Raw genomic sequence first — 17,711 nt, 5'->3', positions numbered from 1 at the left:
AAGTGGAAAAGCGACAAGTGTTGATTTGTGGACTTTTGTTGTGTTTGTGGCAGATCGGGGTAGTTTCGTGGGCATGGTTGCGATGGACGAGCTGGATCCCCGGGTGAAACGGACCCGTCGGATGCTTTTTCAAGCCTTGGAGGATCTATTGGCGGAGAAGGAGTTCGATGCGATTTCGATGCAGGATTTGGCTGAGCGATCCACGTTGAACCGAGGGACGATCTACTTGCACTTCAAGGACAAGTTCGCGCTTTTGGAGGCGATGATCGGGGACAAGTTCCAGGCCCATTTCGAGGCTCGGATGGCGGGGGCGGGAGCAGGCTGCTTGGGGGCGGTGCGGGTCCTGATCTTGGCCGTGTGCGACTTTTTTGGAGGGATGGGATGCCGTGAACATCGGGGCCCTTTTGCGCCGATTGTGGAAGCGACGGTGCGAGGAATCCTGCGGGAGTATTTGATTGAGGGGCTGAAAAAGGGGGACAAAGCGACCTCGTGTGCGGACGCTGAGTTGCGTGCGACGGCGGTCAGCTGGGCGGTGTGCGGGACCGTTCAAGAATGGAGCCGAGAGCAGTCGATTCCAGCCGAGGAGTTGGCGGGATCGGTGCTGCCGTTGGTGGCCGGGACTCTGTATTTGGATTGAGACGCGAGCTGGCGGTTGGTTTTCCGGTTCCGTCATGCAAGGATCCGCCGGCCCGCGATGGACGACAACGGATTCAGCATTTTCACGACACGGCTGCAGGTGCGTCCGGACGACATCGACCTGAATGCTCATGTGCATCATAGTCGGTATCTCGACTATGTGTTGGCGGCACGGTTCGACCAGATGGAGCGTTGCTACGGGATGTCCATGGGGCAGTTTCTGGAGCGGGGACTGAGTTGGTTTGTGCGGACGGCGCACATCGAGCATCTGCGTCCCTTGGCGATGGGTCAGTGGATGACGGTTGAAACCCGGATTGGGAATATTGGCCGTCGCGGGGTTCGGGTGGACTTTGAGATACATCGGGAAGTCGATGGGCGGCTCTGTGCGGAAGGCTACTTTGATTACCAGTTGGTTTCCCGGGATTCGGGGCGGCCGGTGACGCTTCCAGAGGACATTGTGGAACAATATTCCCTGTGATCGCTTAGGCCGCGGCTTCGGAGAGAAGGGCCTGGAGGTCGAGGGGATGGCTGTGCATGGCGAGGCGACCATCGGCGAGGCGCGGCCATTCCTCGGGTGCTCGATCGCGGTAGAGCTCGAGGCCGTTGCCATCGGGATCGGTGAGGTAGAGGGCCTCGCTGACGCCGTGGTCGGAGGCGCCTTCAAGGGGGATTCCGGCTTGGGTGAGTCGCTTCAGGGCATTCCCCAGGGATGGCCGATCGGGGTAAAGAAAGGCGGCGTGGAACAGCCCGGTGTGACCTGCTGGCGGCGGAGACCCGCCGCGGCTTTGCCAGGTATTGAGGCCGATGTGGTGGTGGTAGCTTCCTGCGGAGAGGAAGGCGGCAGACGAGCCCCAGCGCTGGGTCACCTCAAATCCAAGAACGTCTTGGTAGAAGGCAATGGCACGGTCGAGGTCGCTGACCTTGAGGTGGACGTGGCCAACCTGGACCCGGGGGTCGATGGGAGAGCGCTGCATGCCCGAATCCTGCCGGATGACGGGGATTTCGGCCAATGCCGGCGCGGGCTGCTGAGCATGCAGGAAAAGCATGCTCCAGGGCCATGAGCCATCACTAGAGTTTGGCTGGATCGATCCAGTTCAAGGTGACTTCCCCCAGTCCGCTAAGCATGAACTGGACGCCAATGGCGGCGAGGATGAGGCCCATCAGGCGGGTGGCAATGTCGAGGCCCATCGGGCCGAGCAGGCGTCCGATGCGCTCGCTGACCAGTAGGAGCAGCCAGACGGCGACCGCCATGCCGGCGATGACCGCGGACATGGCGATGCGCTCGCCCCAGGACCCGGCCTGACCGGCGAAAAGGATGACGGTGCTGATCGATCCCGGACCCACGAAGAGTGGTACTCCAACGGGAATGAGGAGGTTGCGAAAGCGGTGTTCGGCCTCTTCCAATTCGGATTGCTCGCCGACTTGGTCGGCCATTTGCCCGACCTTCTTGCCTTCCTGGCCGCGGACCATGCCGATGCCACTGAGGAGCAGAAGGATGCCGCCAGCAATGCGAAAGGCCGAGAGGGAGACGCCGAAGAAATCGAGGATGCTATTTCCGAACCAGAAGAAGACCCAGAGCATGACGAGGATGAAGGCGGCAAGGAAAAGGGCCACATATCGCTGGGCAGCGGGTCGTTCTCCAGTAGTGGCCTGAATGTAGACCGGCAGGTTCCCGAGGGGATTCATGATGGCGAACAGTGCCGCCGCGAAGTGGAGGATGGGGGTTTTATCCATGGCGCAGGCGACGACCTTTCCCCTCTGAAGAGGGACTGGCAAGTCTGCGACTCGCGCTTTCCGATCGGGGTGCGTTTTGCATGCATCAGGTGCAGAATGGGGAGATGGACCGATCGGAAGAGGTTTTCTTTGGGCGTTTTGAAGATTCAGAAATCAATGGGTTAGCTCGTTGAGGACGGGCTGGTCCGGGGGATGCGATCGAATGCGCTCCGCCGGAGAGCCGTCTCTCCTGCCAGAACCTTTCTTTGATTCTGACCCATGAAAACGAAACCAAACCTGAACTCGATGCGTCTGTTGGTGCTGGTGGTCGTTGCCTCATTCGGTTGGGCCGCCGCCCAAGAGGATGTTGAGGTGCTGACCCGCGGGCCGATGCATGAAGCTTTTGCGGAAGCGGTGTCTTTCGAACCGGAGCCCGGTCTGGTGGTGGCCTCGTCCCCGCCAGAGTGGATTGATGAGTTGCCACCGGACCAGCGTCCGGAGGGGGACAATGTGGCTTGGATTCCTGGCTATTGGGGCTGGGATGATGAGCAAAATGACTACCTGTGGATCAGTGGTGTGTGGCGGGATGTGCCTCCCGGTCGCCAATGGGTTCCTGGGTATTGGAACTCGGTCGACTCGGGGTACCAGTGGATTTCCGGTTACTGGGGAGATGTGGAAACCGAGGAGGTGACCTATGTTTCTACGGCGCCTCCGACGACATTGGAGGTGGGGCCGAATGTAGCTGCCCCGAGTCAGAGCCATGTCTGGGTGCCTGGAAACTGGCGTTGGTCGGAAAGCCGCTATGCGTGGCGTCCGGGTTACTGGATCGAGCCTCGCAGCGGTTGGACTTGGGTTCCGGCCCGTTATGTGTGGACGCCGCGAGGGTTTGTTTACGTGAATGGTTATTGGGATTACGGGATCACCCGGCGTGGGGTGCTGTTTGCTCCGGTATCGTTCCGGCACTCGGTGTGGAATCGTCCTGGCTACCACTACACGCCGCAGGTGGTGATCGATTTGGGCGTGGTTTCGGCACACTTGTTCGTGCGGCCGAGACTTCATCACTATTATTTTGGTGACTACTATGCTCCCCGTTATCGGGATGCCGGGTACTATGCGAATTTCCAATGGCATCAGCGCCACGGCGGGTATGATCCGATTTTTGCTTACCAGAGCTGGCAACATCGTGGGGATCGTCATTGGGCGCGCATGCGGGCTCAGGAATACGATTTCTACCGGAAGAATGATCGCTATCGTCCTCCCCACACTTGGTCGGTGATGAAGGGTTTGACCCAAATGTGCTTGGAGAAGCCTTATGATCGTCAACGCTTGTTTGCTTCGACTTTCGAAGCGGCGACTCGGTCCAGCTCAGGTCCTGCTCGGTTCCGGCCTTTGGAGTCGGATCGCAAGTCTCGAATCGTGTCTGAACGCGCCCAGTTCCAACAGTTCACTTCCATGCGTCGGGAGATGGAAAGGTCGAAACCTTCCGCTGCGGGGAAGGTGAGTCATGATGGACGGATGAAGGCATCTCCTGTGGCCAGCCGTCAGCGGATGGGACAGGGTGGGCTTCCTGCGCGTCCTCGTCCTGCGGCTCCTAACGCCTCGCGAGCTCAGAACCGCCCTCCTGCCGCAATGCCTAAGCAGAATCGTCCGGGGGAAAGGAAGGCTCAGGACCGTAAGGCGGCTCCTCAGCAACCGCAGCAGCAGCGCAAGGCGGCTCCCCAGCGCCCTCAGCAGCAACGCAAGGCGGCTCCTCAGCAACCGCAGCAGCGCAAGGCGGCTCCTCAGCAACCGCAGCAGCGCAAGGCGGCTCCTCAGCAACCGCAGCAGCGCAAGGCGGCTCCCCAGCAACCGCAGCAGCGCAAGGCGGCTCCCCAGCGCCCTCAGCAGCAACGCAAGGCGGCTCCTCAGCAACCGCAGCAGCAGCGCAAAGCCGCTCCTCAGCAACCGCAGCAGCAACGTAAGGTCGCTCCCCAGCGCCCTCAGCAGCAGCGCAAGGCGTCTCCCCAGCGCCCTCAGCAGCAACGCAAGGCGGCTCCCCAGCGCCCTCAGCAGCAACGCAAGGCGTCTCCTCAGCAACCGCAGCAGCAACGTAAGGTCGCTCCCCAGCGCCCTCAGCAGCAGCGCAAGGCCGCTCCCCAGCGCCCTCAGCAGCAGCGCAAGGCGGCTCCTCAGCGCCCTCAGCAGCAACGTAAGATGGTTCCTCAGCAGCCGCGTAAAGATCGCGGCAAGGATCGCTGAAACCGCTGAAATCTCAACGGACGCCGATGCGGGTCGCCCAAGCGGTCCACTCGGCGTCCATGTCTTTGACGGTTTCGGGCCGCTCGGGAGCGAGGTTGTGAAGCTCCAAGGGGTCGTTCGCGAGGTCGTAAAGTTCCCAAGGGGCAGTGGCTTGGTCGCGAACCACTTTGAGGCTTCCTTGTCGCCAAGCGGCATGTCCGAGGTGCTCCCATCCGAGATGCCGATCGGTCCCAGCTTCCCCTTTGAGAATGGGAATCAGCGATTGGCCCTCCAGTGCTTGGATGGGTCGACCCTGAAGGGTCTTCGGATAGGAAGCTCCGGCGGCTTCACAGAGGGTGGGCATGATGTCGATGACGTGGCCTACGGCATCGGTGCCATGACCGGATTGATGACGAAGGGTGAGCGGCCAGGAGATGATCAGTGGAGTTCGGCAGCCACCCTCCTCAGTGAACTTTTTGAATTTCCTCAGTGGAGTGTTGGCGGTCGCGGCACCGGAGCGTCCGAAGCTTTGGTAGGAATCGACGGAGCCGATCGGCCCGGTGAGATCGGGTCGGAAGTTTTTGCCGAGGGGGCCTTCTTCCGCAGAGGCACCATTGTCGGAGAGAAATAGGATGAGGGTGTTTTCGAGGCGGCCGCTGCGGTGCAGTTCATCGAGGACGCGTCCGATGTTTTGGTCCATGCGCTCGACCATGGCGGCGTGGGTGGCGAGCTTGCGGCTCATTTGTTTCCGTTGGGATTCCTCGAGGTCGTTCCAAGAGGAGACTTCGCCTGGAGGAAGGGGGGTGTTCGGTGGCAGGAGCCCGAGATCGAGGAGTCGCTGGTGGCGGGCTTGGCGGATCGGGTCCCAGCCCTGAGCATAGCGGGGAAGGTATTTCTGGATGAGAGCCTCGGGAGCGTGGAGGGGCCAGTGGGGAGCAGTGTAGGCGAGGTAGAGGAAGAAGGGCTGGTGGTCTGGAGTGGCACGGAGCATGGCCAGGGCGTGGTCGGTAAAGTCGTCGGTCACATAATAGTCCGGGTGGGCCACAGGCTGGATTTCTCGGTCATCTTCAGCGAAGATGCGGTGGGTGTTCGGGGTCTTCCCCTTGCGGATGTCGAAGTAGTTCATGGCCCCAGAAATGAGACCGTAGGAGTGATCGAATCCACGATCGATCGGCCAGTTCGGGCGTTGTTCTCCGACGTGCCATTTCCCGGCAAGGAGGGTGCGGTAGCCGACGGGTTTGAGGACTTCGGCCAGGGTGACACAGCGATCATTGAGATAGCCTTGATACGGGCCAGGGGAGCCATCGCCGGAATCCACCATGCCGCCCATTCCAGCTTGGTGGGGATAGAGGCCGGTGAGGAGGGCTGCGCGGGACGGACAACAGCGGGCTCCATTGTAGAATTGACGAAAGCGGACTCCCTTGGCGGCGAGCGAGTCGAGAACGGGGGTTTCGATCTCCCCTCCGTAGCAGCCGAGGTCCGACCAGCCGAGGTCATCGGCCAGGATGACGAGCATATCGGGTTTCCGCAGAGGAATGGCTCCAGCGGAAACCAGCGAAAGCAAGAGGATGAGAAGGCATTTCACGCCGTGCAGGGTAGTGGTCCCTGTCACGACGAAAACTCAAAATCCGAGGCCAGGGAAATCAGCGGCTAAAGTGGTTCAGAACCCAAGAAATCAACAGCACCTGAGGCGTTGTCAGGAGGGGCAGGGCGAGGGTGGCTTTCCACGAGCGAGTGGTTTCGCGAAGTGCCATGATCTCGGTGTAGTCCGTGGCGGCGCCAGCCATCAGGAAGGTGAAAGCATTGCCCGGGGCACCGGCCCGACGAAGCAGGTCCGCCGCGATCGGGCTGGAGCCTTCGGAGCAGACTTCAATGATGGTGGTGGCAATGAGGGTAAGCAGAAGTCCCAACAGGCTGGGTCCGAAAAACTCCTGGAAGGTGTGGTCGGGGACGAAGGTTTGAATGGCAGCGGCCATGACGAAGCCGAAGAAGATCCAGCGGAGAATCATCCGCGATTCGCTCAGGCCCGCCTTGAGCATGCGGCGGAGGTTTCCATCTCCTGGCCGGATGTTGCGCCAGACTTCGGCGAGGCCGTCGCGCAGACGGTATTGCTCGGGGATGTCGATGGCGTGGGGATTCTGCGGCAGGGTGCCTCGCTTGACGAGGAGGTCGGTGACGCGGCCGCTGATGATTCCGATCACCATCGAGAGGACGATGAAGGAAAGGGTCCACTTCCAGCCGATGAGCCCGATGAGGATCAGGGTGAGAGAGAGGGAGTTCCACGGACTGGAAACGAGGAAGGCGATGACCTGACCGAGCGAGGCTCCTTTGCGGTAGAGCTGCATGCCGACCATGAGAATGCCATGGTTGCAGAGGTCGAGCAGGGTGCCGGCAAAGGTCGCGCGGAGGATTCCGCTGGTGGTGCCCCCTTGTCCGAGGAGGCGGGCGACCACTTCCTTCGGTACCTGCCCCAGCACTCCGACGGCGGCAATCCCCACGAGAATGCCCCACCAAGATTTGGCCATCAGCTCCCAGGTTCCGTCGGCGAAGGTTTGCCATTTTGCGGGCCCGCCGCCGATGAAGTGGGCGATCACGCCGACAGCCACTACGATGAGCGAACCCCAGAGTAGGAAGTCGACGCGTCCGCCTCCACCGCAGCAGGAGGCTTCGCCTTCACTCCCCCCGCAGCAGGAGGCTGCCGCAGGGGGGTGTGTTTCGCCGCTGTGTTCGTGCTTTCCTGCACAACAAGACGAGGCGGAATGGGCGGCGGAAGAAGTTTCTTCGTGGTGGTCTCCCCCACAACCGCAAGACGCGGGCTCCGCGGAGTGGCCCCCGCAGCACGGAGACTTGGCGTCCCGCTTGGAGTGGCATTCCGAAGAAGAGGGATCGGAGGGAGAGGGGTGGGATTTCATGACAATCGACGGCGGTAGAGTTGGATGAGTTCTTCCAGACGTTGCTCAAGGCGTTCGGCATCCTCGGTGGCGTCGGTCACGCAGTGGCGGACGTGATCTTCGAGCAGCTTGGCTTCGAGCCCGCGCAAGGCGGAGTGGATGGAAGAAATGGTGTGAAGGACTTCCGGGCATTCGCGGTTTTCCTGAATCATGCGACCGACTCCTTGGAGCTGGCCGACGATGCGATTCACACGACCGATCAGAGGCTTCGACTGGGCGTCATCGCGATGCATGCGAAATAGGTAGGGGGGGTATATGGAAATGTCCAACAGGAATTTTTGGAGGAGGCTTGGCAGGGCGGGGAAAGGCTTGCAGTCTGGGGATTGTGGAGATCGAGCTGAAGCAAGTGGTGAAGCGGTTCTCCCGGACTCTTGCGCTGGATGGAATCGACTTGCGTCTGGGGCCGGGAGTGGTGTCGGTGATCGGTCTCAATGGGGCTGGCAAAACGACCTTGTTGAATTGTTTGGCGGGGTTGTTGAAACCGAGTTCGGGGACGATCACCTTCGATGGGCGGCCGTTTTCCAAAGAGGATCTGGCCTTGGCTCGGCGGATTGCCTGGATGCCGGATTTTCCGCTGGCCTTCCAGAATCAGACGATTCTTGAGCACATTGCCTTGTGGGTGAGGTGCTATGGTGGGGAACGACCGGGCTTGGAGGACCGAGTGCTCGAGGTGTTGGAGGCACTGGGGATTTGGGAGATTGCGGAGCATCCGATGGGAGAGCTGAGCCGCGGTCAGCATTACAAGGCGGCCTTGGCGGCACAGGTGGTGGTGGAGCCCGAGTTGTGGGTGCTCGATGAGCCCTTTGCCTCGGGAATGGATCCCCGAGGTCTGCAGGCATTTCGGAACTGGGCGGAGGAACGAGTGGCGAGCGGGGGGACGGTGGTGTTCTCGACGCAGATTTTGGAGATGGCCGAGGGTTTTTGCGATCGTTTGGTGGTGCTGGAGGATGGCAAGCTGGCCTATGATCTCAGTCGCGAAGAGCTGGCTGCCATGCCGGTGAGGGGTTCGGGAAGTTTGCGCGAGCGATGGTTGGAAGCGGGGGAGGCATCGCCATGATTCGTGGAGACCGGGCTTGGCTCCGTCTTCTGAAGGCACGTTCGCGGACCGGTTTGGCTCGGCATCCGGTGCTACGGAGGAAGCCGCGGAAGATCGATTGGAATCGATCCATTTCGGTGCTGAAGTGCGGCCGTTGGTGGTGCCTGTCGTGGCCATCGCGGCCCTATGCTGGGGCGAGGTGGAGGGCTCTTGGAAGGACATGGCGACGCTGTGGATGGGCTGGATCTCGATTGGAATCATGATCCGGGTGGCAGCGGTGTTCGGAGATGAAGGTGCGTTGGCATTGGTTGCCTGCTTGCCGTTGAGTTCCCGCGAGGTGTTCCGCGAATGGATTCTTCATTGGACGAAGGCCGCAAAGTGGATGTTGCTCGACGGAGTCCTGATTTTCTGGACCTTGGCGTGGCTGCGAGACGACCGGGAATGGGAATGCATCGTGGGTGGGGTGATCGGGGCCTTCGCGTGGACCTGCTTGATTCTGGCAGTGACGATGTCCTGGAGAAGTGGGATGCTACGTTTGAAATCCGGAAAGCTAAGGTTGGCGGTATGGGGAGTGGTCTTGCTCGGGTGGGGAGCGGTTTGGTTCCGGCCGAGAGGCTCGCTGGGGGAGATTTGCTTGGAAGCGGTTCGTCACACGCCGGTGTTTTGGGTGATCGAATGGGTCGAGCGAGGATGGGGTGGCCTGCCCTACCTGCTGGGAATGGTGGGGGTCTCGATCATCGCCTTTGCTGCAGCCTACAGGGATCAGGAGCGACGGTATGAGAAGCCGGAGGACTTGCCGAGAGAGCATGATCCGCTGGACGAGGAATTGGACGAGAAGAACGGCGATCGCGAGATGGATCGATCATCCAAGCTGGGAAGGATTCGTGAAATCCTGTTCCGCGATTCTGCGGCGGAGTTTGCAGATAAGGGAAGGCTGGACGAGTGGATGGTGGCGGGGATGGACCCCGAAGGGCTGAAAGCCATCGACGTGGCGGGAAATAGCGACGTTCCGTGGATGAAACGTGGGGTCTGGGGGCTGGGATGGTTGGTGGTCGCTGGGGTGGTGAAGGGGGCCTTGCCTTCGTTTTTGGTCAAGGAAGTCCTGGTGATCTGCCTGGGCGCGATCGGTGTGTTGTTGGCGGCGCCAGTGATCGGTGGCTCTTGGGGCGGACTGGTTCCGATGGGAAGGGGGGGCCTTGCGGTCGCTTTGTGGTCGGTGTTGCCGGTATCTCCCCGGCGCGTGGGATGGGGTGTTTTGAGGGTGAATGTCCTCCGCGTTCTGTCTGCCAGCGGCCATCTTTGGCTCTTCTCATGGTTGGTGGTGGAACCCGCCCGAGTGCCGGGTCTTTGGATGGGGATGTTGATCGTCTTGCTGGGGCTTCAGCCGTGGGCGGTGGTATTTTGGCTGGGGAGTACCAGTCGACCGGTGCGTCCCCGGCCGTGGCTCCGGCTTGCCACGATCTTGCTCTTCGTGGGGGCGGGTAGCGCCTCGTTGATTTTGGGGCTGACAGCGCCTTTCGAGGAGGGGTCCGGCGTTCATCGATGGCAGTTCATCGTGGCGGGGTGGGGAGTTTTGGGAGGAATCTCGATGTTCAAGCTCCTTGCTGACCTTGAGAGGGGTCGATGTGACCTGCGAGGCCGACCCTGAGGCTTGGGCGTCGGCGGCTCTCGTCCTTCACCCTTGCATTCGCCGGGTCGCTGGCGTTCTCTCCGCCTCTGCGTATGGCTGAAACCCGAACCGTTGACCTCACGACGCTCGATACCGAGGCGCCTCGCAAGCGCATCGCCGAGCTCGGGAGGTATCTTTGACGTCCCGCGACTCGAACGCGAACTTGCCACCATCGAAGAGGCCATGGGTGCCCCAGATTTCTGGGACAATCCCGATCGCGCCCGCGACATGAATACGAAGGCTTCCAGCCTCAAAAAGAAGCTGGAGACTTATCAGAAGCTTGGTGGAGGCCTTGATGACGTGTTGGCTGCCATTGAGCTGGCGAAGGAATTCGATGATCAGGCGTCCGCGGTCGAAGCTTTCGAGCAAGCGGACCAGCTCAGCCGGGATATCAGTGCATTCGAGCTGCTGACTTTGCTGGATAAGCCGAACGACTCCGCCAATTGCTACCTGCAGATTCAGGCGGGGGCTGGAGGCACGGAGGCCTGTGATTGGGCTCAGATGCTCCAACGGATGTATGTCCGGTGGGCGGAAAAGAAGGGATTTTCCTGCGAAACGATTGACTGGGAAGATGGCGATGAAGCGGGCCTGCGCTCGGTGACCGTCAAAATCACCGGTGAAAACGCTTATGGATTTCTCAAGAATGAGCGAGGTGTTCACCGTTTGGTGCGGATCTCTCCCTTCGACTCTGCGGGCAAGCGCCATACCTCATTTTCATCGGTCGATGCGACCCCGGAAGTGAATGACGAGATCAAGATCGAGATCTCCGAAAAGGATATCGAGATCACCACCGCTCGCTCGGGCGGCAAAGGCGGTCAGAACGTCAATAAGGTGGAGACCGCGGTGTTGCTCCGCCACCTTCCGACCGGGATTTTGATCAAGTCCACTGCGGCGCGAACTCAGGGTCAGAACCGGGAACTCGCCTTTCAGATTTTGAAGGCCAAGTTGCTTCAGATCGAAGAGGACAAGCGCGCTGCTGCCGCCGAACAGGCCTATGGTGAAAAGGGCGAAATCGCTTGGGGAAATCAGATCCGCTCCTATGTGTTCCAGCCCTATCAGAAGGTCCTCGACCTCCGAACCGGCGAGGAAAGCGGAAACATCCAAGCGGTGATGGATGGCGACATCGATGGGTTCATCGAAGCCAAACTGCGGGGAAAAGTCCGGGTGAAGGGCGCGAAAGACGAAGATTAGGATCCAGAGCGGAGCGGGGCGGAGCTTGATCACTCAGGCACTCCCCCTCCTTCCATTGGTTTCGGATCAAGCGAAGCGAGCACAAAAGATTGGCGGTAGGTGGGCGGTGATGAGTTGCCAATCGTCGCCGCCATTTTCAGAGATCCACAACGAGCCGGTCGTCGATCCCATGACAAGCCGTTCGCCGCTGGAGTCGATATCGAGCCCGTGACGGTAAATGAGATCCCAGGCAGGCCCCTCGGGCAGCCCTCGCGATAGAGTTTCGAAGGATTTTCCTCCATCGCGAGTTCGGGTGACCACCAACCTGCCGTCGACCGGGTAGCGGAACTCATCTTTTTTGGCCGGAACGAACCAAGCCGTCTCGGGATCCGTGGGGTGGACGGCGACGGCAAAGCCAAAGGCAGAGGGCTCGACTTGCGAGATTTTGGACCAGGATTGCGCGTCATCGTCTGAGCGATAGATGGAGCAATGATGCTGGACCCATAGGCGGTGAGGAGCCGCCGGACAGCGGACCATGCGATGGGGGTCCTGGCCTTCTGGATTGGCTCCACCCTGATCTTCTGGAAGGAAATCGTAGCTCATCCCGTGAGCTCCCTGGCTCCAAGTTTCCCCGTCATCCTGCGTATTCCACACCCCACCACAGGAGATAGCGACGGCCACTCTACGGGGGTCATCTGGGTGGACACAGATCGAATGGATGCCTGGCCAGTCGTAACCTCCGCCCGCCCATTGGGCCCGTTCGGGCCGATCCCACAAGCTTCTTACCAATTGCCAACTGGAGCCCCCATCGTGGGACCGAAAGAGTCCACCGGGCAAGGTGCCGCACCACAGGCCATCGGGCCGGCCATCGGATTCGAGGCACCAGATTTTCTCCAATGACCATGGAACCGGAACTTGCCGCCATGGATCGAGAATATCAGGGACTTCATCCGGTTTTGGCGGGTAGGCAGGGGGGGCGAGTTCCTCCCAACCACATCCACCATCGGAGGACCGATGGAGTTTGGTGCCGAAGTGGCCATGTTCGACTGCGGCCAGCAGGCGTCCATCGTGGTGGAGAAGCATCGGCACTTGGATGCCGAGAAATGCTTGCCCGCAGGGGATCCATCCTGCGGAGGTGCGTTCGAATGAGAAGAGTCCTTTGCGGGTCCCGAGGTCAATGCGGTCGCTCATGATCGAGGGTGGAAGGTTTTCAGCCGCCGGAGAGGGCTTGCATCAGGAAGATTTCTCCCGCGGCGGGGAGCGGATCGGAAAGATTTTGGCGGTCGCGAACGGACTCCCCATCGAGGAAAACCACGACGTGTTTGCGAACGGCTCCCCGATCATCGAGGAGGTAGCTGCGAAGCCGGGGATTGGTCGCGAAGAACCCCTCCAAGGCCTCCCGCACGGTGGCACCCGTGACTTCGCCGGGCTCGACGTCGACGTGGGTTTGAATGTGCTGCGACATCGAGAGCGAAGCCATTCTGCATCTATCTCCCACGTCTCCGGGGGAGGTCAAGGCCGCGCTTTCTCCTTTGGCCTGAACGAGCATCTCCGAACTTGACTCCTTCGCGCTGAGTTCGTGGGCTATCCGAATGCTTGGATCCTGTTCCCTCGGGATGGGTGCGGGCATGACAACCCATCAACCCATGACACAACCCATGAAACCCAGTGTCCCTCCGTTCCGGAGGGTTCCTACCGGATCGTGCGCAGTAATTGCCGCGTGCGCCCTCCTTGGAAATCTCCACGGAGCAGAAAAAACCTACACGTACTTCCGATTTGAGCCGACGCAGATCATTTCTGGAAGCACCCAGATTCAGCTATCGGAGTTTACGTTCTCGCTTGGTGGAACGCTGCTCAATCTGAATGACAACAACGGCAGCGGCATCGATGCCGTGACGGTTGGAGTGACCTGCGGCGCCCAGGATCCCGATGCGGGTGAGGGTCCGAACAAAGTCGTCGATGGCGACGTGAACACGAAGTGGTTTCACGGCTCCCCATTGGAGGATCTGATCTTCACCTTTGGCTCGGCGGTTACGATCGACAGCTACAACTGGGCGAGTGCCAACGATAGCGTTGGCTTCAATCGCTCTCCGGTCTCCTGGAACTTCTATGGAAGTGATGACGGCGAAACCTGGACCTTGCTGGATGCGCGCAATCAATACCCCATCACCCATCAGAATCTGACCTATCAGGATGGGTTTGCAATTCCCGACGAGGTCGCACCCTACGTGGGCTTGTTTGCGCTGGATTTCGCCGAGGCGGGCAATGTTCCGGCAATCGCTCTGAATGGCTCGTCATTCGATCTCGCGTGGGAAACGGAGTTTGCCGATGAAGTGACGATTTCTCCGGCTCCCGGCTCGGTGGCGGGCGACGGCTTCGATACCGTCACTCCTCCTGATAACAGCACGACGCTCTACACGATCACTGCGGCACAAACCAGCACCGGAGCTGAAGCCACGGCGGTGCTGCCCTTGCGGACGGTCGCTCCGGGAACCGCCAGCTATCAATACCTCAGATTTACCGCGACGCAGCTGCGATCTGGAAACAACACGGGATTGATTCAAATCTCGGAATTCGACTTCTACTTTGAAGATGGCGAAGTGGTGCCCGTGGCGGCGACGTCGGTAGGGGGCAACACTCCCGCTAATGAAGGTCTCGACAAGTTGTTCGATGGCATTGAGGGAGATGGAAATAAGTGGCTCGATTTCGGCAATGCTGCGGTCGTCTTCGATTTCGGAGAAGTGGTCACAGTGGACTCCTATGCTTACTTCCTGGGCAATGATGCGCCAGACCGTGATCCGATCCAATGGCGCATTGAGGGAAGCAATGACCAGGAAAGTTGGACCCTGGTCGACCATGTCGATTTTGACTATCCGCATCCCACCGTGCGCAACATTGGGACGGGGGTCATTCCCATCCCTGGCAACTCCCTGCCACCGCTGATTCTATCCTTCACCGGAGACGCCAAGACGGTCGTGCAAGGGGAACCATGGGTGCTGTACTGGGCGACGGCGGCCTCAGACGGAGCGACGATTTCCCCCGACCTCGGGGCTGTAGCGGCCGAAGGTTCATGGACTCTTCACCCTTCGACCTTGGGGACCTTCACCTACACTCTGGAAGCGACGTCCACCGGAAACGCTGCAGTTGCCACGGCGAGTGTGTCGGTTGAGGTGATTGCAGCACCTTCGATTACTGAAATTGATTACGACGATTTTAGTAGTTCGAGCGATGAGCTGGAGCACTTGGGGCCTTCTGGCATCGACAATGCGCAGCTGCAGCTCACGCCGGCCGAAAACAGCCTGAATGCGGCTTCGTGGTTCCGGTTGCGGAAGTCCGTCGCAGGGGGCTTTGAGGCCAGGATTGGACTCAATTTGACGACCGATTCCACTGTCTCGGCCGCCGACGGCTTGGCCTTTGTGGTGCAGAATCATCCTGAAGGGTCCGCCGCCACCAACCCAGGACCCGCCGAGAACGGCTTGGGAGAAAATGCGCTGAACCTCAAGATTGAGAGCTATGGGGGCGATCCCAATGATGGTTCGACGATTGAAGTTCGAGCGGGCAGTGAGGTGCTGGCCTCGGTATCGGCCTATCAAATTCCTGGAGTTCGACTGCGTGGTCTGGCGGAGAATCCGTACACTTTGGCCACGCCTACGGGCAGTGCGCCCTATGAACTTCGGATGGTGTATGTGCCAGGTGACCTTGATGTTTACCTGGACGGCATTGCGGTGATTCAGAATGTCGATGTCGACCTTGCTGAGATCGGTGCGGTGGATGCGGAAGGCACTGCCTACCTCGGTTTCACGGGCAGGACTGGGGGGATCAACCAGCGCAACGCAATCGCCTATTGGAAAATGGCATATGGGGACTTCACGGAGAGTCATGATTTTGAAGTCGTGACGACCTTACCGTTCTTCGATCCAGAGACAGGAGAGCTTGCGGGTTACGATCTGGTTTGGTGGGGCACCGAAGGCATGGAATATGAAATCCACTACACCGAGGATCTCGGGCAGTGGGAGTATTTCGATTCGGTTCCCGGAATCGATGGGCAGGGAGGATATCGAATCCCGAGCCTTCCCGGTGATTTCCCGCGGGAGTTCTATCGGGTCGAGGAAGTTTCTTCCGCTCCGTGAGAGAGAGCAAACACACCTGTTCTCGGTAGATCGTACCGGGAACAGGTTCCCTTCTTGCGCCAGAGTGGGCTCATCTCCACTCTGGCGCCATGCGTTGGCTCGTTTGGTTTTTGTGGCTATCGGTGGCATCGGCCAATGACACGGCCATGCATGATGGAGGGAGTGGTCCGGAACCCGTGGGCTGGACTGGGACGGAGGAGAGCATCATTCGGATGGTGCGCGAGGAGGTGGAGGTGGAAATGAATCCCTTCGATTCCGCCGTCAGCTGCCGATTTGTGCTGGTGAGCGGGAAGAGTCAGGGCCCAGCCGTGCAGTTTTTGGGATTCCCAGATCTCACCCGCAGCTCGGCGTATGAAGGAGACACCGTTGGACCGTTGCGGGAAGTTCGAACCTACGTCAATGGACGGGAAGTACCCAGTGTGCGGATGAGCAAACGTCTCGATCGCGACGGGCAATGGATCGAGCTTCCCCACCCTGAACCTCCCTGTGAGACGTGGCATGTGGTGAAGGTCACTTTTCCTCCTGGGGAGGAGGTGGTGGTGGAGAGGCGGTTTCGCACCGATAACGCACGCACAGCGGGTGGTCCGGTGTTTTTTGCCTACACGACCCGGACCGGAGGGAATTGGCGCGGAACGATCGGGCGCGGCACCTTTGTGGTCCGGTTGTCAGAGGGGCTGGAGGCAGCCCAATTGGATTTGGAGCCGACCGCAGGTTGGCAGCGCAGCGCCGATGGACGCACGCTGCAATTGGTTTGGCAGGATTTTGAGCCCCGCGACCAATCCGAGCGTTCGGGTTGGTCCGTGGGGTGGTTTCCCAAGCCGGGCACCGTTGCCGACGAGGCCGAAACGAAGCGCCAGCTCCGAGCGGTTTTTGCCGAATCAGAGACTCCTGCTGTGAAGTAGCGGTCAGGGCTGGAAGAGCACTTTGCCTTGGCGATCAGGTGCCTCGAGGCGTTCAAGCGCGGCGGAAAAGTCTCCAAGTGGGTGAGTGGAATCGATCGGAACATCGAGTTTTCCATCGGCCATCAACTGGGCAAGCAACCCGTAGGTGCGATGGACTTCGGGGAGCCGGGCATTTTCCAACCACTTAGTCATCCAGAATCCATGGAGGCTGATGTCTTTGAAAATGAGCAATCCGTTGGGCACTTTGAGAGGCTTGCGTCCCATGGCACCGTAGGTGACGTGACTTCCCCCTTCGGCGAGAAGATTCATCAAGCGGAGGGCACTATCGCCGCCCACCGCATTGAGAGCCAGCACAGGGCGGTCATCGCCAAGAAGCGCTTTCGCGGCGTCGACGGCGTCGCCCTCATCGAGGAGGACTTCATCAGCTCCCAGGTTCTTCAGCTCCGTCATGAGTTCGGGACGGCGAACCAAGTTGAGGGTGCGCCAGCCAAGGACTTTGCAGATCTGGATGACACACCGACCGACTCCTGAATTGGCCGCGTTTTGCACCACCCAGCCACCCGGAGGTGGGGCGACGAAGCCGTGAAGCATCCGGAACGCGGTGGCGGGGTTGACCTTCAGCATCGAGGCCTGAAGGGGATCGATGCCTTCCGGAAGTTTGAACAGCACGTCGCCAGGAAAGATTGTCTCTCGGGCCCACATCGCACCGCGAGACAGCACAATGACGCGGTCGCCCGGTGAAAAGCCTTCGTGGAGACTCTCGGTAACTTCGGCGCAGCCTTCGATACCCGGTGTGGCGGGCAACTCAGGCTTCACGCCGTAGGTGCCCTCAATGAAATTGAGGTCCGCTGGATTGATCGGTGAGGCCAAAACTTTCAGGCGGACGAAGCCATCGGGAAGCGAAGCGGGTGGATCTTCCGTGAGGCCGAGGACGTCGGCAGGCACACCGCAGGCGGAAAAGGAAAGTTTCATGGCCCTTTCTCGTGCCTCCAGGGGGACGGGTCAAGGGGAGGGCAGGAGATGCGGACCGAATGCGGGAATGTTCCCACACGTCTCAGGAGGCGGGATCCGCGCTTTGTCGTCGACAGATGAGTTCAATCATGACCCTGTCAGCAGCTGATCCTTGATAAAAACCATATCTCTCATTTTCGAATCAAAATAGGCATTTTATCCCACTAGTGCATCGTCAGGAAATTAACAGGCATACGATCTGCTTTAGCGAAGCATGCCCAAAGCGTTACCGCCCTTGAAAGTCAGCAAAAAGCAACGCGGCGAACTTGAAGCCAT

Annotated in this window: 16 protein-coding genes; 8 read left to right on the top strand and 8 right to left on the bottom strand. The window is 59.9% G+C overall.

The features are described from left to right. Window positions 1-73 precede the first annotated feature (73 nt). Window positions 74-637, top strand: coding sequence for a TetR/AcrR family transcriptional regulator (locus HNR46_RS15835; protein WP_184020525.1), 564 nt, complete (start codon window positions 74-76; stop codon window positions 635-637). A 57-nt stretch (window positions 638-694) separates the two neighbouring features. Beyond that, complete coding sequence (locus HNR46_RS15830; RefSeq protein ID WP_184020524.1) at window positions 695-1,114, top strand: acyl-CoA thioesterase; 420 nt, start codon at window positions 695-697, stop codon at window positions 1,112-1,114. Between the two features lie 4 nt (window positions 1,115-1,118). Here HNR46_RS15830 and HNR46_RS15825 read toward each other — a convergent pair whose 3' ends face one another. Continuing rightward, on the bottom strand, window positions 1,119-1,610 hold the full coding sequence (locus tag HNR46_RS15825; RefSeq protein ID WP_184020627.1) for a VOC family protein: 492 nt from the start codon (window positions 1,608-1,610) through the stop codon (window positions 1,119-1,121). A 94-nt stretch (window positions 1,611-1,704) separates the two neighbouring features. After that, entirely contained in the window at window positions 1,705-2,370 is a 666-nt protein-coding gene (locus HNR46_RS15820) for a MarC family protein (protein WP_184020522.1), read from the bottom strand. 258 nt (window positions 2,371-2,628) lie between these two features. Here HNR46_RS15820 and HNR46_RS15815 point away from each other — a divergent pair, with 258 nt between their 5' ends. Next, the gene (locus HNR46_RS15815; RefSeq protein WP_184020519.1) at window positions 2,629-4,587 is read left to right on the top strand and encodes a YXWGXW repeat-containing protein; all 1,959 of its coding nucleotides are present in this window, start codon (window positions 2,629-2,631) and stop codon (window positions 4,585-4,587) included. 13 nt (window positions 4,588-4,600) lie between these two features. Here the strand turns inward: HNR46_RS15815 and HNR46_RS15810 are convergent, their stop codons facing one another. Genes HNR46_RS15810 through HNR46_RS15800 form a run of 3 tightly spaced genes read right to left on the bottom strand, consistent with a single transcriptional unit; the run spans window position 4,601 to window position 7,750 of the window. Beyond that, the gene (locus HNR46_RS15810) at window positions 4,601-6,151 is read right to left on the bottom strand and encodes a sulfatase-like hydrolase/transferase (RefSeq protein ID WP_184020517.1); all 1,551 of its coding nucleotides are present in this window, start codon (window positions 6,149-6,151) and stop codon (window positions 4,601-4,603) included. Window positions 6,152-6,209: 58 nt separating this feature from the next. Beyond that, the gene (locus tag HNR46_RS15805; RefSeq protein ID WP_184020515.1) at window positions 6,210-7,478 is read right to left on the bottom strand and encodes a permease; all 1,269 of its coding nucleotides are present in this window, start codon (window positions 7,476-7,478) and stop codon (window positions 6,210-6,212) included. Further along, window positions 7,475-7,750, bottom strand: a complete 276-nt coding sequence (locus tag HNR46_RS15800; protein WP_184020513.1) for a metal-sensitive transcriptional regulator — start codon at window positions 7,748-7,750, stop codon at window positions 7,475-7,477. The genes HNR46_RS15805 and HNR46_RS15800 overlap by 4 nt, the downstream gene beginning before the upstream one ends. Before the next feature lie 92 nt (window positions 7,751-7,842). Here HNR46_RS15800 and HNR46_RS15795 point away from each other — a divergent pair, with 92 nt between their 5' ends. The 3 genes from HNR46_RS15795 to prfB all read left to right on the top strand — a co-directional run bounded on the left by HNR46_RS15795 (window position 7,843) and on the right by prfB (window position 11,413). Then, window positions 7,843-8,574, top strand: a complete 732-nt coding sequence (locus HNR46_RS15795) for an ATP-binding cassette domain-containing protein (protein WP_184020511.1) — start codon at window positions 7,843-7,845, stop codon at window positions 8,572-8,574. A 16-nt stretch (window positions 8,575-8,590) separates the two neighbouring features. Then, window positions 8,591-10,201, top strand: a complete 1,611-nt coding sequence (locus tag HNR46_RS15790; RefSeq protein WP_184020509.1) for a hypothetical protein — start codon at window positions 8,591-8,593, stop codon at window positions 10,199-10,201. A 74-nt stretch (window positions 10,202-10,275) separates the two neighbouring features. Continuing rightward, window positions 10,276-11,413, top strand: a protein-coding gene (prfB, locus tag HNR46_RS15785) for a peptide chain release factor 2 (protein ID WP_343076054.1) whose coding sequence is annotated in 2 segments (ribosomal slippage) — window positions 10,276-10,359 and window positions 10,361-11,413 — 1,137 coding nt in all. Because the reading frame shifts where the segments join, the coding sequence is not laid out codon by codon here. Window positions 11,414-11,479: 66 nt separating this feature from the next. Here the strand turns inward: prfB and HNR46_RS15780 are convergent. Then, window positions 11,480-12,583: a WD40/YVTN/BNR-like repeat-containing protein gene (locus HNR46_RS15780; RefSeq protein WP_184020505.1), complete on the bottom strand. Its 1,104-nt coding sequence runs from the start codon at window positions 12,581-12,583 to the stop codon at window positions 11,480-11,482. Window positions 12,584-12,602: 19 nt separating this feature from the next. Further along, window positions 12,603-12,857: a ubiquitin family protein gene (locus HNR46_RS15775; RefSeq protein ID WP_221285214.1), complete on the bottom strand. Its 255-nt coding sequence runs from the start codon at window positions 12,855-12,857 to the stop codon at window positions 12,603-12,605. A gap of 193 nt (window positions 12,858-13,050) precedes the next feature. On the opposite strand from HNR46_RS15775, the gene HNR46_RS15770 reads away from it, so the two are divergent. Then, window positions 13,051-15,522 (top strand): discoidin domain-containing protein, encoded by a 2,472-nt coding sequence (locus HNR46_RS15770; protein WP_184020501.1) that lies wholly within the window; start codon window positions 13,051-13,053, stop codon window positions 15,520-15,522. Window positions 15,523-15,611: 89 nt separating this feature from the next. Further along, window positions 15,612-16,424 carry a hypothetical protein gene (locus HNR46_RS15765; RefSeq protein ID WP_184020499.1) on the top strand — a complete coding sequence of 271 codons (813 nt, stop codon included), beginning with the start codon at window positions 15,612-15,614 and terminating at the stop codon, window positions 16,422-16,424. Window positions 16,425-16,427: 3 nt separating this feature from the next. Here HNR46_RS15765 and HNR46_RS15760 read toward each other — a convergent pair whose 3' ends face one another. Beyond that, entirely contained in the window at window positions 16,428-17,396 is a 969-nt protein-coding gene (locus tag HNR46_RS15760) for an MDR family NADPH-dependent oxidoreductase (protein WP_184020497.1), read from the bottom strand. Window positions 17,397-17,711: the final 315 nt, after the last annotated feature.

Source organism: Haloferula luteola, assembly GCF_014201715.1.
GTDB classification, from domain to species: Bacteria; Verrucomicrobiota; Verrucomicrobiia; order Verrucomicrobiales; family Akkermansiaceae; genus Haloferula; species Haloferula luteola.
The sequence above is the reverse complement of the archived record's forward strand: the minus strand, read 5'-3'. Positions and strand labels throughout refer to the sequence as shown.

Coding starts and splice junctions, on each gene's coding strand:
- HNR46_RS15830 (WP_184020524.1), top strand. CDS start 695: ATGGACGACAACGGATTCAGCATTTTCACGACACGGCTGCAGGTGCGT.
- HNR46_RS15825 (WP_184020627.1), bottom strand. CDS start 1,610: ATGCAGCGCTCTCCCATCGACCCCCGGGTCCAGGTTGGCCACGTCCAC.
- HNR46_RS15820 (WP_184020522.1), bottom strand. CDS start 2,370: ATGGATAAAACCCCCATCCTCCACTTCGCGGCGGCACTGTTCGCCATC.
- HNR46_RS15765 (WP_184020499.1), top strand. CDS start 15,612: ATGCGTTGGCTCGTTTGGTTTTTGTGGCTATCGGTGGCATCGGCCAAT.
- HNR46_RS15800 (WP_184020513.1), bottom strand. CDS start 7,750: ATGCATCGCGATGACGCCCAGTCGAAGCCTCTGATCGGTCGTGTGAAT.
- HNR46_RS15815 (WP_184020519.1), top strand. CDS start 2,629: ATGAAAACGAAACCAAACCTGAACTCGATGCGTCTGTTGGTGCTGGTG.
- HNR46_RS15780 (WP_184020505.1), bottom strand. CDS start 12,583: ATGAGCGACCGCATTGACCTCGGGACCCGCAAAGGACTCTTCTCATTC.
- HNR46_RS15760 (WP_184020497.1), bottom strand. CDS start 17,396: ATGAAACTTTCCTTTTCCGCCTGCGGTGTGCCTGCCGACGTCCTCGGC.
- HNR46_RS15835 (WP_184020525.1), top strand. CDS start 74: ATGGTTGCGATGGACGAGCTGGATCCCCGGGTGAAACGGACCCGTCGG.
- HNR46_RS15805 (WP_184020515.1), bottom strand. CDS start 7,478: ATGAAATCCCACCCCTCTCCCTCCGATCCCTCTTCTTCGGAATGCCAC.
- HNR46_RS15770 (WP_184020501.1), top strand. CDS start 13,051: ATGAAACCCAGTGTCCCTCCGTTCCGGAGGGTTCCTACCGGATCGTGC.
- HNR46_RS15775 (WP_221285214.1), bottom strand. CDS start 12,857: ATGTCGCAGCACATTCAAACCCACGTCGACGTCGAGCCCGGCGAAGTC.